The sequence below is a fragment of the Trebonia kvetii genome (assembly GCF_007827045.1).
GTDB lineage: Bacteria > Actinomycetota > Actinomycetes > Streptosporangiales > Streptosporangiaceae > Trebonia > Trebonia kvetii.
Genome location: NZ_RPFW01000007.1, coordinates 1 through 14,959, shown reverse-complemented (window position 1 = coordinate 14,959; position 14,959 = coordinate 1). Strand labels below are relative to the sequence as shown.

13 protein-coding genes and 2 pseudogenes are annotated in these 14,959 nt (G+C 70.8%); 12 read left to right on the top strand and 3 right to left on the bottom strand.

Going from position 1 to position 14,959, the window contains the following annotated elements; all coding sequences use genetic code 11:
* The first annotated feature begins 40 nt into the window (after positions 1-40).
* Positions 41-1,546 (top strand): GGDEF domain-containing protein, encoded by a 1,506-nt coding sequence (locus tag EAS64_RS32005; RefSeq protein ID WP_145859169.1) that lies wholly within the window; start codon positions 41-43, stop codon positions 1,544-1,546.
* Here EAS64_RS32005 and EAS64_RS32000 read toward each other — a convergent pair.
* The gene (locus EAS64_RS32000; protein WP_145859168.1) at positions 1,471-1,899 is read right to left on the bottom strand and encodes a hypothetical protein; all 429 of its coding nucleotides are present in this window, start codon (positions 1,897-1,899) and stop codon (positions 1,471-1,473) included. The two genes, EAS64_RS32005 and EAS64_RS32000, sit on opposite strands and share 76 nt — an antisense overlap.
* A gap of 263 nt (positions 1,900-2,162) precedes the next feature.
* Between EAS64_RS32000 and EAS64_RS31995 the strand changes: the two genes are divergently transcribed.
* A complete protein-coding gene (locus EAS64_RS31995; RefSeq protein ID WP_145859166.1) occupies positions 2,163-3,146 on the top strand; it encodes a sigma-70 family RNA polymerase sigma factor in 984 nt (327 codons plus the stop codon).
* 119 nt (positions 3,147-3,265) lie between these two features.
* Entirely contained in the window at positions 3,266-3,676 is a 411-nt protein-coding gene (locus EAS64_RS31990; RefSeq protein ID WP_145859164.1) for an SgcJ/EcaC family oxidoreductase, read from the top strand.
* Positions 3,677-3,748: 72 nt separating this feature from the next.
* Here the strand turns inward: EAS64_RS31990 and EAS64_RS31985 are convergent, their stop codons facing one another.
* Both EAS64_RS31985 and EAS64_RS31980 read right to left on the bottom strand, forming a co-directional pair.
* On the bottom strand, positions 3,749-5,230 hold the full coding sequence (locus EAS64_RS31985) for a PD40 domain-containing protein (protein ID WP_145859162.1): 1,482 nt from the start codon (positions 5,228-5,230) through the stop codon (positions 3,749-3,751).
* Entirely contained in the window at positions 5,227-5,757 is a 531-nt protein-coding gene (locus EAS64_RS31980) for an RNA polymerase sigma factor (protein WP_246115955.1), read from the bottom strand. The genes EAS64_RS31985 and EAS64_RS31980 overlap by 4 nt, the downstream gene beginning before the upstream one ends.
* A 122-nt stretch (positions 5,758-5,879) precedes the next feature.
* On the opposite strand from EAS64_RS31980, the gene argC reads away from it, so the two are divergent.
* From argC to EAS64_RS31935, 9 genes and pseudogenes are all read left to right on the top strand, one after another.
* Complete coding sequence (argC, locus tag EAS64_RS31975; RefSeq protein WP_145859160.1) at positions 5,880-6,938, top strand: N-acetyl-gamma-glutamyl-phosphate reductase; 1,059 nt, start codon at positions 5,880-5,882, stop codon at positions 6,936-6,938.
* The gene (argJ, locus tag EAS64_RS31970; protein ID WP_145859158.1) at positions 6,935-8,122 is read left to right on the top strand and encodes a bifunctional glutamate N-acetyltransferase/amino-acid acetyltransferase ArgJ; all 1,188 of its coding nucleotides are present in this window, start codon (positions 6,935-6,937) and stop codon (positions 8,120-8,122) included. Before argC ends, argJ begins: the two co-directional genes overlap by 4 nt.
* Entirely contained in the window at positions 8,119-9,066 is a 948-nt protein-coding gene (gene argB, locus EAS64_RS31965; RefSeq protein WP_145859156.1) for an acetylglutamate kinase, read from the top strand. Before argJ ends, argB begins: the two co-directional genes overlap by 4 nt.
* Complete coding sequence (locus EAS64_RS31960) at positions 9,063-10,274, top strand: acetylornithine transaminase (RefSeq protein WP_145859155.1); 1,212 nt, start codon at positions 9,063-9,065, stop codon at positions 10,272-10,274. Before argB ends, EAS64_RS31960 begins: the two co-directional genes overlap by 4 nt.
* 7 nt (positions 10,275-10,281) lie before the next feature.
* Positions 10,282-11,202, top strand: a complete 921-nt coding sequence (gene argF, locus EAS64_RS31955) for an ornithine carbamoyltransferase (protein ID WP_145859153.1) — start codon at positions 10,282-10,284, stop codon at positions 11,200-11,202.
* Positions 11,199-11,438: pseudogene (locus EAS64_RS31950) on the top strand (arginine repressor); the annotation flags it as partial. The gene argF and the pseudogene EAS64_RS31950, both read left to right, overlap by 4 nt.
* A gap of 393 nt (positions 11,439-11,831) precedes the next feature.
* Positions 11,832-12,047, top strand: a pseudogene (locus EAS64_RS31945) (arginine repressor); the annotation flags it as partial.
* 230 nt (positions 12,048-12,277) lie between these two features.
* Positions 12,278-13,717, top strand: coding sequence for an argininosuccinate lyase (gene argH, locus EAS64_RS31940; RefSeq protein WP_145859152.1), 1,440 nt, complete (start codon positions 12,278-12,280; stop codon positions 13,715-13,717).
* Positions 13,710-14,399: a DNA-3-methyladenine glycosylase gene (locus EAS64_RS31935; RefSeq protein WP_222849773.1), complete on the top strand. Its 690-nt coding sequence runs from the start codon at positions 13,710-13,712 to the stop codon at positions 14,397-14,399. The genes argH and EAS64_RS31935 overlap by 8 nt, the downstream gene beginning before the upstream one ends.
* Positions 14,400-14,959 lie beyond the last annotated feature (560 nt).

Sequence of the window (14,959 nt, the reverse complement as noted above, 5' to 3'; positions counted from 1 at the left end):
TAGTGCAAGGCAAAAGCGCAGTGCAAGTCAGGGAGGTCGGATGGATCACGCGCGACGCGCCGTGCTTAGGCACGGAATGCAGCGCGTACTGGGGTGGGCCGTCTGGTCGCTGCCTCGTCCGCTGCTCGCGCTGTGGTCCCTCGTCGTAGTCGGCTACCTGACCTGGATCGTGGCCCGCGCCGCCGACTTCCACTTCCGGGTTACCGACGTGGCTCTGTTCGCCGCGCTGGTCGGCTGCGGTGCCTTCTCCGTGGAGATGTCCCGCCGCGCTAGCGAGCCGACCGGAGTGGTGAAGGACGTCTACGCGGTCTGGGAGCTGCCAATCGTTTTCCTGCTCCCCGGCATCTACGCGCTCATCGTGCCGGCCATCAGGCTCACGCTGACGCAGTGGCGGGTCAGGCGGGCGCCCGTCTACAAGCGCGTGTACACCGCCGCCGCGATCGGCATCGCCTACGGCCTTGCCAGGCTCGTCTTCATGGCCGTGCTGCCCGTCGGCTGCCAGCCACGGGCCTACCTGTGGAGCCACACCTCGATGTGGCTGGTGGCCGCGGGCTGCGGCGCGCTGGCCCAGTGGGCGGTCAACCAGGGGCTGATCCTGACCGCCTTCAAGCTGGAGAACCCGGCGGCGAGCATCAGGAACGAGCTTCTCGCCAGGGAGACGCTGCACAACGACGCGACCGAGCTGTGCGCCGCCCTGCTCGTCGCGGTCGGCATGACGATCAGCGATCTCACTCTGATCGTGGCCTTGCCGCTCACCACGCTGCTGCAGCGCTCGTTCCGGCACGCGCAGCTGCTCAACGAGGCGCGGGCCGACGCGAAGACCGGGCTGCTCAACGCGGCGACCTGGGAGCGCGAGGCCGCGGCCGAGGTCGCCCGCGCGATCCGCACCTCCTCGCCGCTCGCCGTGGCCCTGCTCGACCTCGACCGCTTCAAGCAGATCAACGACACCCACGGGCACCTGCTCGGCGACGAGGTGCTGCGGCAGATCGCCAGCACGATGACCGGCGTGCTGCGCGAGTACGACCTCGCGGGCCGGTTCGGCGGCGAGGAGTTCGTCATGCTGCTGCCGCAGACCAGGGCGCCCGACGCGTTCAAGATCGCCGAACGGGTCCGTGAGCACATCGCCATGCTGCCCATCGGCGCGCCGGGCGGTGAGCGGATCCCTGTCACGGTCTCGATCGGTGTCGCCGCGCTCGACGCGGGATCGAGCAGGCAGCTCGCCGAGCTGCTGGCCGCCGCCGACGCGGCCCTCTACCGGGCGAAGGCGTCGGGCCGCGATCAGGTCCAGATGATCAGCACGAGCCGCGGGCTGAGCGCGGTGCGCCCGGCGGACGACCCCGACCCGGGGCTCGGGCCCTGGCGGGGCGGGCTGCGCCCAGGTGGCGGAGTGCTCGGCGGCGACGGCGATCTCGACGACGCGAGCATCCTCGCGGACGCCGCGCTGATCGCAGCGGAGCACATTCGCGAGATTCAGCTGCCAGCGGTCGTGGACGCGGATGTGGACGGCAAGGCGAGCACAGCGAGCACCTCCGCGCTCGTGGTGTGACACTCGGACGCGGCTCCGGTGCGCAGCACCTCGGGTGTCGGGTAGGCCTGGCAGGTCCACCCGTCCACCGTGACCGGCGCACCGCCGCCGTTGCCGCGCAGGTCGCCGTCTCTTATCGCCACCGCGTACTCCCGTTCCACGCGCATCGCGGTGGCGCAGTCCACTGTTCCCTTGGCGACCGTGATGGTGACAGGCACGTTGACTCCGGTGCGCGTGGCGCCGCAGCTGGTACCCGCGCTCCCGGCGGCCGCACCCGATGAGCACCCGGCGATCGCCCCCAGGGGGAGCAGTGCAATCGTGAGCAGCGCCGCGGCGGGTACCGCCGGCCTGACCTCGCTGATCTTCAAAGTCACGCCCTCCGGCTCGGCCCGCGCCCGCGCCGCGACCCTAACGGCCAACCCTAACCGCACAGCCAGGCGCCCGCGAGCCGGCCGCGGCTGGCCGCGAGCGGGCAGTATGCCGTGCGACCGGCTCGGTGACGGACATCCACCTCGTCCGGACGGTGAAGATCACCTACTGACGCCCGCGCGGGGGCTCACGCCACCCGAGGGGAACGAAGAAATGTCGTTCCCCTCGGCTATGGTGCTCCTGAGAAGAGCAGCGAAGGGGTGTGGGCGTGCCGACGACGGTAGCGGACTTCGAGGGCCAGGTCGCACCGTTCCGCACGGAGCTGCTCGCGTACTGCTACCGGATGCTTGCCTCGGCCCACGACGCGGAGGACCTGGTCCAGGACATCTACCTGCGGGCGTGGCGGGCGCGGGAGCAGTACGACGAGACGCGCAGCTCGCCGCGTACCTGGCTCTACCGGATCGCGACCAACGCCTGCCTGACCGCCCTGGAGGTTCGCGGCCGCAGGCCGCTGCCGTCGGGCCTGGTGGCCGAGCGGGAGCCGCTCGCGCCGCTCGCCCCGGGAGTGGACGTCGCCTGGCTCCAGCCCCTGCCTGATTCGCTGCTCGACGCGGGCGATCCGGCGAGAACCGTGGTAGACCGCAGCAGCCTGCGCCTGGCGTTCTGCGCCGCCCTGCAGCACCTGTCGGCGCGTCAGCGCGGTGCGCTGATCCTGCGCGACGTGCTCAGCTTCTCCGCCTCCGAGGCGGCGGAAATCCTCGGCACCACCGTCGTGTCAGTGAACAGTTCCCTGCAGCGGGCGCGCACCCGGGTGAAGGAAGCCGGCGTCAGGCAGGAACGTCTCAGCGAGCCGTCCGCGGCGGAGCAGCGCGCCTGGGTAGATCGCTACATGAAGGCGTTCGAGCAGGCAGACGTCGAGGGTCTCAAGCGGCTGCTCACCGAAGACGTGATCATGGAGATGCCGCCGATGCTCAACTGGTTCGCAGGCCCGCGCAACTACGGGCTGTTCATGGACTGGGTCTTCGAGAAGGCGGGAACGGACTGGTGCCTGAAGCCGGTCGCGGCCAACGGCCAGCCCGGGTTCGCCGCCTACCGGCGGGCCGGAGACGGATACGAGCTGCACACGCTCCAGGTCTTCACCGTCACCGCCGCGGGCATCAGCAGGAATTCGGTGTTCCAGGAGCCCGAGATCTTCGCGTCCTTCGGCCTGGCGGCCGCACTCGACGCGCGGGGGCTCGCCACCGCCGGATAGTCCGAGCACGCCGCGACAGCTCTTTGCCGTGGGCGCGATGAGTTCCGGCACCGCCGCCGGTATGTACTCACGAGTTCGCCGGAACACCCCGGGCGGACCGTTCACGAGGGAGATTTCTCATGTCAGACAGTCGTGCGGCAGACGCGGCCGCCATCCAGGCCGTCCTTGTCGACTCCTATAAGGCGTGGGAGGCCGGCGACGCCGACGGCATGGTCGCGGACTACGCCGCGGACGCGACCGTCATCATGCCGGGCGCCCGCCGCGACAGCCGCGACGAGATCAGGGACAACATGGCCCTGGCCTTCACGGGGCCGCTCAAGGGCACCTCGACCTGGAACAGGCAGCTCAGCCTCCGCTTCGTCGGCACCGACGCCGCGATCGTCGTCGTGGAATCCGGCATCCTGTTCCCCGGCCAGACCGAGGTTCCCGACGCGGGCAAGGTGAACGTGACCTGGGTCTTCGAGAAGCGAGACGGCCAGTGGCTGATCGCCGCGTATCACAACAGCCCGGTGCTGGCGGCCGCGCAGTGATCCATTCCCGCTAACCCAGCAGTGACCGACGCCCGGGGGGCACCGGCCCCCCGGGCGTCGTGACGAACCACGCTAGAAGGCGGTCTCGTTGGCGAGCAGCTGGCTGGCGGCGCCAGACCAGTTGATCGTGGTGACGGTGCCGTGGCGGTACAGCACGATCGCGCGGTGCACTGTCATCGACGGATCGTCTGTGTACCACACGGTGCCGAGGACCGTGCCGCCGGACGGGCTCGACCACAAGATGGCCGCGCTGCCGCCGCCCATGCACTTGGGCTTGGCCTGGTACAGCACCTGGGCGAGCCTGTCGCCGGCCAGCGAGATCTTGACCAGTCCCGGATACACCGTGTCCGTGGGCGCGGCGCAGCCTACCCAAGGGTCGGATTCGGTCAGCGCGTCGAGCGTGGCGCCGACCGGCGGGGTCTTAGGCAACTCAGCGCCGCAGACGGCGCTGCGCCCGTCGCCGGTGATGCCGAGGGTATCGCACCAGATCTTGGACCTGCCGTTGGTCGTCGAGACCGCGATCGTAGCGACCACCGCGCTGTCGGCGAACAGGTCGCCGCCCTGGCCGGCCAGGTTCACTTCCCTCAGGTACAGGCTGGAATTCGGGCTCTTGGAGCTGCGGTAGGCGAAGGCGAGGCGTTGCCCGTCCGACGTCCAGGTCAGGTTGCCGTTGGGGTCGGGCAGGCCATCCGAGCCGTAGCCGTACGAACCGTGGTACCGGTCGGTGCCCGTCCAGGTACGCAGCACGGCCCCGGTGGCGACGGAGTAGACCCCCAGGGCGAACGGGCCTGAGTAGGGGAAGCCCGCGCCGTTCCCGCCGGCCACCTGGTACAGCACGGCGAGCTTGCTGCCATCGGGGGACAGGGCGATGCCGATGACGTCGGCGCCATCTGGAACCGGGAAGTGCAGCGGGGTCATGGTCTGGACGGGGGTGGCGCCCGGCCTGATCCGGAGCAGGTACCAGGTCCGTGGCTGGGTCGCCGACAAGAAGGTCGTGCCCCCGGCGAGCTGGACGGTATCAAGCACGAACGTGCGATCGTCGGCCGCGCCGGTCACGCCGGCGAAAGTTCCCCCCGCCGGCGGGGGGATGGTGGCCAGGCGCTGGCCGGTGAGCGTCTCGCCCACGATCACGGAGTCAGGCTTCGGTGCCTTCGCCGGCCCGCTCTGCCCGGCGGATATCGGGCCCATGGTCTCAAGGCCGCTGATGGCGACGAAGTAGCCGGGGAGCGCCTCGGGATCGACGAGGGTGGTCGCGGCTGACCCGGCCGAGGCCGACGCGACTGCCTCGGTCGAACGTGACGCGGCCCGGCCCGCACTGGCGTTGTGCGTGGCGCGTGGCGGGTTCTTGACCACGGTCAGGGTGACGGCGACGGCGACCACCGCCGCGGCGGCGGCCATCGGGATCAGCCAGCGGCCGGTGCCTGGCCGGCGCAGGAAGGTGCGCGCCCTGGCGCGGCGCGCGGCAGGCTGAGCAGGCAAGTCGAGCGGTGGCAGGTCGCGGACCTGCTCGCGGACCGCGCGGCCCGCCGCGCGGAGCTGCTCTTCCACGGTCATGAGGCCCCCTTGAGGGTGCGGGTGATCGCGGCGATTCCCCTGGAGGTGGCCGACTTCACGGTGCCTTCTGTGACGCCCATGGCCCGCGCCACGTCGCCGACGGGCATGTCCAGGCAGTAGCGCAGTGCCACCGCCTCACGCTGCCTGTCGGGCAGGCGGCGCAAGGCGGCGAGCACCTCGCGGTGCTCCTCGCCGAGGACCGCCCGCGCCTCAGCCGACTCGGCGTCCGGGTCGGCGAGCATGAACCCCCGGTTCCGCGCGCGCTTCCGCAGGACCGTGCGGCAGCCGTTGAACACGCTGGAGCGGACGTAGGCCAGTGCGCGCTCGGGGTCGTTCAGCGCCCCCCAGCGGCGGAAGAGGCCGAAGAAGGCGTCCTGGACCACGTCCTCGGCCGCCTGCCGCTCTCCTAGCATGATCACCGCGAGGCGGAGCAGGCCGAGCGCGTGCGCCTGGTACAGCACGGTCACCTGGTCCGCCGGGTCGGCGGCCGTATCTGGCGGCGCCGGCACGTTCGTGAGTGGGTTCACAATCCTGAGACGCACGACCCTTCGCCAGGTTGCTCATCGCCGGGCGCTTTCCGGCGCCGCCTATTCGTGTTGCATATTCATGCACTGTGATGCATACTCTCTCAGGGAGAAGGAGGCATCACATGGGCACACGGGTCGCTGTCGCGGGCGCCAGCGGCTACGCGGGCGGGGAGCTTCTCCGCCTGCTCGCCGGACATCCCGATCTTGAGATTACGGCGGTGTCCGCGGGCAGCAGCGCGGGCAAGCCGATCACCTCGATCCATCCCAATCTCGTCGGCCACCCTGCGTTCGACGGCGTGAACTTCGCCGCGACCGACGCGGCCACGCTCGGCGAGGCGGAGCTCATCTTCATGGCGCTGCCGCACGGCGAGTCCGCGAAGCTGGCGGACGCGCTGCCGCAGGCACGGATCGTCGACCTGTCCGCCGACTTCCGCCTCGGCGACGCGGAGACATGGCACAAGTTCTACGGTGCCGACGTCGCCCACGCCGGGCGCTGGGCCTACGGCCTGCCGGAACTTCCGGGCGCCAAGGAGAACATCAGGCAGGCGCGGACCGTCGCCGCTCCCGGCTGCTACGCCACCACCTCGATCCTCGCACTCGCGCCGCTGCTCGCGGCGGGCCTGGCCGAGCCGGACGACATCGTGATCGTCGCCGCGTCCGGCACCTCGGGCGCTGGCCGCTCGCTCCGGACCGACCTGCTGGCGAGCGAGGTGATGGGCTCCATGTCCGCCTACAAGGTGGGCGGCACCCACCGGCACACCCCGGAGATCGAGCAGGCTCTCTCCGAGGCCAGCGGTCTCGAGGTGACGCTCTCCTTCACTCCGACGCTTGCCCCGATGCCCCGCGGCATTCTCGCCACCTGCACGGCGAAGCTGACCAAGGCGGCGACCGCCAGCGCGGACCCGGGACAAGCGCTGCGCGACGCCCTCGGCGCCGCCTACAGCACAAGCCCGTTCGTCCACCTGCTGCCCGACGGCCAGTGGCCGGCCACCGCTGCGGTGTACGGGTCGAACGGCGCGCACGTGCAGGCGGCGGCCGACCTGCACGCCGGGCGCGCGGTCGTCATCTCGACCACCGACAACCTCGGCAAGGGCGCGGCCGGCCAGGCCGTGCAGCTCGCGAACCTGATGCTCGGCCTGCCAGAGACGGCAGGCCTGACCACCCACGGAGTGGCGCCATGAGTGTTACCGCACCCCAGGGCTTCCGCGCCGCAGGCGTAGTCGCCGGCCTCAAATCCTCCGGCGAGCGGGACGTCGCGGTCGTCATCAACGACGGACCGTCGCGCGCCGCCGCGGCCGTCTTCACCAGCAATCGCGTGCAGGCGGCGCCGGTGAAGTGGTCCCGCCAGGTGGTCAGCGGCGGCCGGGTCAGGGCGGTGGTGCTCAACTCGGGCGGCGCCAACGCGTGCACTGGGCCGCTCGGCTTCCAGGACACGCACGCCACCGCGGAAAAGCTCGCCGCGGCGCTCGACGACTCCGCGGGCGAGATCGTGGTCTGTTCCACCGGCCTGATCGGCGAGCGGCTGCCCATGGACAAACTGCTGCCCGCGGTGGACGCGGCCGTCGCCGAGGCGGACCGGGCGGGCGGCGTGCACGCCGCGGACGCCATCCGCACCACGGACACGGTCGTGAAGATCGCCTTCCGTCGGCAGGACTCTGCTCAACCGGGGGGACAACCCCCCCAGAAGACCACGTACACGCTAGGCGGCATGGCCAAGGGCGCGGGCATGCTCGCACCCGCCCTCGCCACCATGCTCGTGGTGATCACCACCGACGCCGACCTCGACGCGGCAGAGCTCGATAAGGCGCTGCGCAGCGCCACGGCGGTCACCTTCGACCGCCTCGACGCCGACGGCTGCATGTCGACCAACGACACCGTGCTGCTCATGGCAAGCGGCGCGTCCGGCGTCAAGCCCGACTACAAGGACTTCACCAGGGCGCTTACCGAAGTCTGCGCCGACCTGGCCCGCCAGCTGCAGCGCGACGCCGAGGGCGCGTCGAAGTACGTGACGATCGAGGTCGTCGGCGCGGCAAGCGAAACCGACGCGGTCACGGTCGGCAAGTCCGTGGCGCGCAACAACCTGCTCAAGTGCGCGCTGGCCGGCTCCGACCCGAACTGGGGCCGGGTCCTGTCGGCGGTCGGCACCACCGACGCGGTGTTCGACCCGGACCGGCTGAACGTGGCGATGAACGGCGTCTGGGTCTGCCGGGCGGGCGCGCCAGGCGACGACCGGTCCAAGGTCGACCTGAAGGGCAAGGATGTCACGATCACCGTCGACCTGTCGGCGGGGCCGCACAGCGCGATCATCCTCACCACCGACCTCACCGAGGCCTACGTGCACGAGAACTCGGCGTACTCCACATGACGATCGTCATCCAGGAACGCAAAGACGCGGCAAGACGAGCGGCCGCCACCGCGAAGGCGGGCACGCTGATCGAGGCGCTGCCCTGGCTCGACCGCTTCCACGGCGAGACCGTGGTGATCAAGTACGGCGGCCACGCGATGACCGCCGAGGAGCTGCGCGCGGGTTTCGCGCAGGACCTGGTGTTCCTCAAGCACGCGGGCCTGCGCCCGGTCGTCGTGCACGGCGGCGGCCCGCAGGTCACCGGGCACCTGGACCGGCTCGGCATCGAGTCGGAGTTCACGGCGGGGCTGCGGGTCACCACCGAAGAGACCATCGACGTGGTCCGGATGGTGCTCAACGGCAAGGTCAACAAGGACATCGTCGGCCTGATCAACCGCTACGGCCCCTATGCGGTGGGCCTCAGCGGTGAGGACGCGAACCTGTTCACCGCCGAGCGCAAGCTCGCCTCGGTCGACGGCCAGTTCGTCGACATCGGCCTGGTGGGCGAGATCACCAGCGTGGACGCCTCGATGATCAAGGCGCTGCTCGACGACGGCAGGATCCCCGTCGTGTCCAGCCTCGCCCGCGGCACCGACGGCCCGGTCAGCACTGACGGCACCGGCGGCGCGAACACCGTCTACAACGTCAACGCCGACACCGCCGCCGCCGCGCTGGCGGTGGCACTCAAGGCTCACAAGCTCGTGGTGCTCACCGACGTTGAGGGCCTGTACCGCGACTGGCCCAACTCGGACGAGGTGATCAGCCAGCTCGACTCCGGCGACCTGGCGAAGCTGCTGCCGTCCCTGTCGGCGGGCATGATCCCCAAGATGGAGGCCTGCCTCACCGCGGTCACCGGCGGCGTGCCGCAGGCGCACGTACTCGACGGCCGGCTCAGTCACGCGATCCTGCTCGAGATCTTCACCGACTCCGGCATCGGCACCATGGTCATAGGAGACACCCCATGAACGTGAACGCGAACGTGAACGGCGAGGCGCTCAGGCAGCGGTTCGAGGCCGGGATGATGCACAACTACGGCACGCCGCCGCTCGCGCTCGCCCGCGGCGAGGGCAGCCGGGTCTGGGACCTCGACGGCAACCGCTACCTCGACCTGATCGCCGGCATCGCGGTGTCCGCGCTCGGCCACGCGCACCCGAGCATTGTCAAAGCGGTCACCGACCAGGTCGGCAAGATCGCGCACACCAGCAACCTGTTTCTCCACGAGCCCGGCGTGCTGCTCGCGGAGAAGCTGCGCAGCCTGCTCCACCAAGACGCACGGGTCTTCTTCTGCAACTCAGGCACCGAGGCCAACGAGGCCGCGCTCAAGGTGGTCCGCCGCAAGCAGGGACAGCAGCGGCCGGTCATCGTTGCCGCCGACCACAGCTTCCACGGCCGGACGATGGGCGCGCTCGCCATCACCGGCAAGGAATCGATCCGCGCGCCGTTCGCTCCCTTCGGCTTCGACGTCCGCTGGGTCGAGTACGGCGACGCCGACGCGCTGCACAAGGCCGTCGACGACAAGGTAGCCGCGGTCTTCCTCGAGCCCACCCAGGGCGAGGGCGGCGTCATCCCCGCCCCGGCCGGCTACCTGGAGGAAGCCCGCCAGGCCTGCGACAACGCGGGCGCACTGCTGGTGCTCGACGAGATCCAGTCCGGCATCGGGCGGACCGGCGCGTGGTTCGCGCACCAGGCCGAGGGCGTCACGCCCGACGTGATGACGCTCGCCAAGGGACTCGGCGGCGGCCTGCCGATCGGCGCGACCATCGGCTTCGGCGAGTGCGGCGCCGCGCTCGTGGCCGGCGACCACGGCTCGACCTTCGGCGGCAACCCTGTCGCCTGCGCCGCGGCGCTCGCCGTCATCGACACGATCGAGAAGGAGAACATTCTCGGCAACGTCAAGGCCGTCGGCGAGACCCTGGCCAACGGCATCGCGGCGATCGACCACCCGCTGCTTTCCGGCGTGCGCGGCTCGGGCCTGTGGCTGGGCGCGGTGCTCACCGAGCCCAAGGCGCCCGCAGTTAACACCGCTGCCCGGCAGGCGGGTTTCCTCGTCAACGCGGTGCAGCCGGACGTGGTCCGGATCGCGCCGCCGCTCATCCTCACCCAGGCGGAGGCGGCGGAATTCATCGGCGCTTTCCCCGCCATTCTCAGCAAGGCCCAGGAACCGGAGGCATAAGCAGTTCATGACCAGGCACTTCCTCCGGGACGACGACCTTGCCCCCGCCGAGCAGGCCCAGGTGCTCGCCCTGGCGCACGCGATGAAGGCCGACCGGCTGGCCAGGCGCCCGCTCGACGGCCCAAAGACCGTGGCGCTGCTCTTCGACAAGCCGTCGCTGCGCACCAGGGTCTCCTTCACCGCGGGCGTCGCGGAACTCGGCGGCCAGCCGCTGGAGATCGACACCACCAAGACGCACATCGGCCGCGGCGAGACGATCGCCGACATCGGCAGGGTGCTGTCCAGGATGGTCGCCGCGATCACCTGGCGGACCTCGGGCCAGGAGCGGATCGAGGAGCTCGCCGGGGCGTCCACGGTCCCGGTGATCAACGCGCTGACCGACGAGTTCCACCCCTGCCAGATCCTCGCCGACCTGCAGACGGTGGCCGAACGCCTCGGCCCGCTGGCCGGCCGCACGCTCACCTACGTCGGTGACGGCGCCAACAACATGGCCCACTCCTACCTGCTCGGCGGGGTGACCGCGGGCATGCACGTCCGCGTGGCGGCCCCGGCCGGTTACCACCCAGACCCGGCGATCGTCGCCCGGGCGGAGCAGATCGCGGCGACGACCGGCGGCTCGGCGGCGGTGCTTGAGGACGCGGCGCTCGCCGCCAAGGGTTCCGACGCGCTCGCCACCGACGTCTGGGTCTCCATGGGCCAGGCGGACGCGCCGGAACGCAAGGCCGCGCTCGCGCCCTACCAGATCAACGACGAGCTGCTCGCGCAGGCCGGCACCGCGGCGATCGTGCTGCACTGCCTGCCCGCGCACCGCGGCGAGGAGATCACCGCCGCGGTGCTCGACGGCCCGGCGAGCGTCGTCTGGGACCAGGCGGAAAACCGCCTGCACGCCCAGAAGGCACTCCTCGCCTGGCTCCTGGAGCAGCCGTGACCTCCCAAGCCTCACCCCGCCAGCCGACCCCCGGTACCAAGGCGGCGCGCCAGGCGCGGATCGTCGCCATACTTTCCCGCGAGCAGGTCCACTCGCAGGAGCAGCTGGCTGGCCTACTCACTCAGTACGCGGGCATGCACGTCACCCAGGCCACCCTGTCGCGTGACCTGGACGAGCTCGGCGTGGTACGCCTGCGCGCCACCGACGGCACCCTGGTCTACGCGCTCCCCGGAGACCCCAGCCACCACCCGGGTGCCGCCCTGGATTATCCCGAACGGGTTGTCCTGACTCCGCCCCCGCCCATTCCACCCGAGGCAGCGCCGGCCCCGCTGCAGCCGTCACCGGCCGGGACAGGGGCCGACGGTACATCGGCACCCGGGACCGCGGCTGGGCGCAGCACCGCGGCGACGCGCGGAAGCGCGGCGACACATGACGCCACGGCCGCAGGTGGCGCCACGGCCGCGCGCGGCGCTGGGGCGACGCGGGGGACCGGCGCGGCACGCTCGACGGCGACCGCCGCCGGACCCGACAGCGACCAGTTCGGCGCCGCCTCCGAGTCCGCCGGCGGCCACCCGGCGGGCCTGCCCGCTGGTGCCGTCAACTCCCGCCTTGTCCGGTACCTCAAGGAGCTGCTCACCTCGGCGGAGGCCAGCGCCAACCTAGTGGTGCTGCGCACCCCGGCCGGCGCCGCGCAGTTCCTCGCCTCGGCCATCGACCACGCCGCCTGGCCCGCCATCCTCGGCACCGTGGCAGGCGACGACACGGTCCTGGTCATCGCCAGGGACCCGGCAGGTGGCGAGGCTCTGGCGGCCGAGATCCTCAGCCTCGCCGAGCGACGACGCTAGGCGCGTCGACTCCGCGCCCACACTCCAGCACCTCTACGGATAACAGCAAGAAGCGGGTGCGCGGCCGACCGCGGACAGGCACATCGAGGGTATGGGCGGAGCCACGCACCCGTTCGGTATCGTCCCCTGGGCAGCCGGCGCGGGCCCGCACCATGCCGCGACCCTGGCCCGGCGGAACGAATAGGGTGGGGTCGGGGCCGATACCAGCGGAACTGAGATAGGTGGGACAGATGGGAACGGGCGACCAGGGAACCGGCGGTCCGGCGACACGGCTGTGGGGCGGACGGTTCGAGGGCGGACCCGCGGACGCGCTCGCGCGGCTATCGCTCAGCGTTCATTTCGACTGGCGCCTGGCCCGTTATGACCTGCTCGCGTCTCGCGCGCACTCAAGGATGCTGCACCGGGCCGGGCTGCTCACCGACGACGAGGCCGACTCGATGCTCGCCGCGCTCGACGACCTGGACGAAGCGGTCGAGGACGGCACGTTCCGGCCCACGGTCGCCGACGAGGACGTGCACACCGCGCTCGAGCGCGGGCTGCTCGAGCGGCTCGGCTCCCTCGGCGGCAAGCTGCGGGCGGGCCGCAGCCGCAACGACCAGGTCGCGACCGACCTGCGGCTCTTCCTGCGCGACCACGCCAGGCTCATCGTCTCCCGGCTCGCCGAGCTGCAGACCGCGCTCATCGCGCAGGCGGAGGCGAGCGGCGACCTGCCCGCGCCCGGCATGACGCACCTGCAGCACGCGCAGCCGGTCTTGTTCGCCCACCAGTTGCTCGCTCACGTGCAGGCCTTCACCAGGGACGTCAGCCGGCTGCGCGACTGGGACGCGAGGGCGGCGGTCAGCCCGCTCGGCGCCGGCGCGCTGGCCGGCTCGTCGCTGCCCATCGACCCGCGGCAGTTCGCGGCCGAGCTCGGCTTCGCCTCGGCCGCGCCCAACTCGATGGACGCGGTGTCCGACCGTGACTTCGCCGTCGAGTTCTGCTTCGCGGCCGCACTGATCGGCGTGCACCTGTCCAGGCTGGGCGAGGAGATCGTGCTCTGGTCCACGCAGGAGTTCGGCTGGATCGAGATCGACGACGCGTACGCGACCGGCTCCTCGATCATGCCGCAGAAGAAGAACCCGGACGTCGCCGAGCTGGCGCGGGGCAAGGCGGGCCGCCTCATCGGCGGGCTCACCGGCCTGCTCACCACGCTCAAGGGCCTGCCGCTCACCTACAACAGGGACCTGCAGGAGGACAAGGAGCCGGTGTTCGACGCCGTCGACACGCTCCTGCTCGTGCTCCCCGCGATGGCGGGCCTCATCGCCACGCTGCGGATCAACGCCAAGCGGCTGCGTGAGCTCGCCCCGGCCGGATTCACCCTCGCCACCGACCTCGCCGAGTACCTGGTGCAGCACGGCGTGGCGTTCCGCGAGGCGCACGAGATCGTCGGCCACCTGGTCGTCTGGTGCCAGGTCAACGACGTCGCCCTGGACGAGGTCAGCGACGAGGACCTGGCGAAGATATCCGGGCACCTGACACCGGACGTCCGCACGGTGCTCACCGTGGAGGGCGCGCTGGCGGCGCGTAAGGGCTTCGGCGGCACAGCTCCCGACCGGGTGGCCGAACAGCTCGCCGCGCTGCGTGTCACGGTCGACGACGGCGCCGCCTGGGCCGCGGCGGGCGGTGCCTGACCGGGCCCTGCTCGCGCGCGACTTCCTGGCAAGACCCTCCGTCGAGGTGGCGCCCGGGCTGCTTGGCTGCGTTCTCGAGCACGAGACGGCGGAGGGCCTGGTCGCGGTCGAGCTGACCGAGGTCGAGGCGTACATGGGCAACGCCGATCCCGCGTCCCACGCCTACCGGGGAATGACCGGCCGCAACGCGGTGATGTTCGGTGCGGCGGGTCACGCCTACGTGTACTTCACCTACGGCATGCATTTCTGCGTCAACATCGTCTGCGAGCGGCCGGGGATCGCCTCGGCCGTGCTGCTGCGCGCGGGCCGGGTAGTCGACGGCGCCGAGCTCGCCGTTGTCCGCAGGTCGGCGCGCGCTCCGCTCGCGGCCACCGGGTCGCGAGCGGACGGCGCGGTGATATCTGACACGCCGGATGCGCGACTCCGGATCGCGCGCGACCTGGCCCGCGGCCCGGCCCGGCTGTGCCAGGCCCTGGGCATCACCCGTGTCCAGAACGGTGCCGACCTCTGCGACGAGTCGTCACCGCTGCGCCTGCGCGTTCCCGAGGACGCCGTCACCGTGCCGGTCGAAGCAGGCCCGCGCGTAGGGGTCACGGCTGCCGCCGAAGTCCCGTGGCGCTACTGGCTGTCCGGTGACCCCACGGTCTCCGCCTACCGCCTGCACAAAAAGCGCGCCCGCTAGGACTTGGCCGCGCCAGGTAATCCCTGGTCATTCCCTGATTGGCGCACACGCATCACCAGCCGCGTCCGAATCATCCGCACCAATTCCGTTTGTCCAGGTTAGAACCGGTGCGCCACGCGGGTACAACTCCCGATTTGACGAGGCACCGCGTCACCCGTAAAGTTCATCTTGCCCCGAGGGGGACGGAACGCCGGAAGGCGGGCCGGGACCCGGGGAGCCACCAAGGAACCAGCTTCCGAAGGTCTCGCGTGTGCCCGCTGTGCTTGCCACAGTGGCCACCAGGCTGACGGGGGCTGAACCATGGTGACTAGGGTGTCTAAGTGTCGGCAACCTTCCGGAAAGCCTCCGGAAACCAAGTTGACACGAAAGAAACCCTAGAGTAAGGTTTAAGGGTTGCCCCGGCGGGGAAGAAAACTTCCTCCAAAGGTGAGCATCTGTTTCTTGAGAACTCAACAGCGTGCTAAAAGCCAGTGCATGATATATGTACAAACCCCCGTCGGGGCTGGTCTTTGTGACTGGTTCCACGGATATTAGCCATGATTTGCTCATGGTTGGGTTTC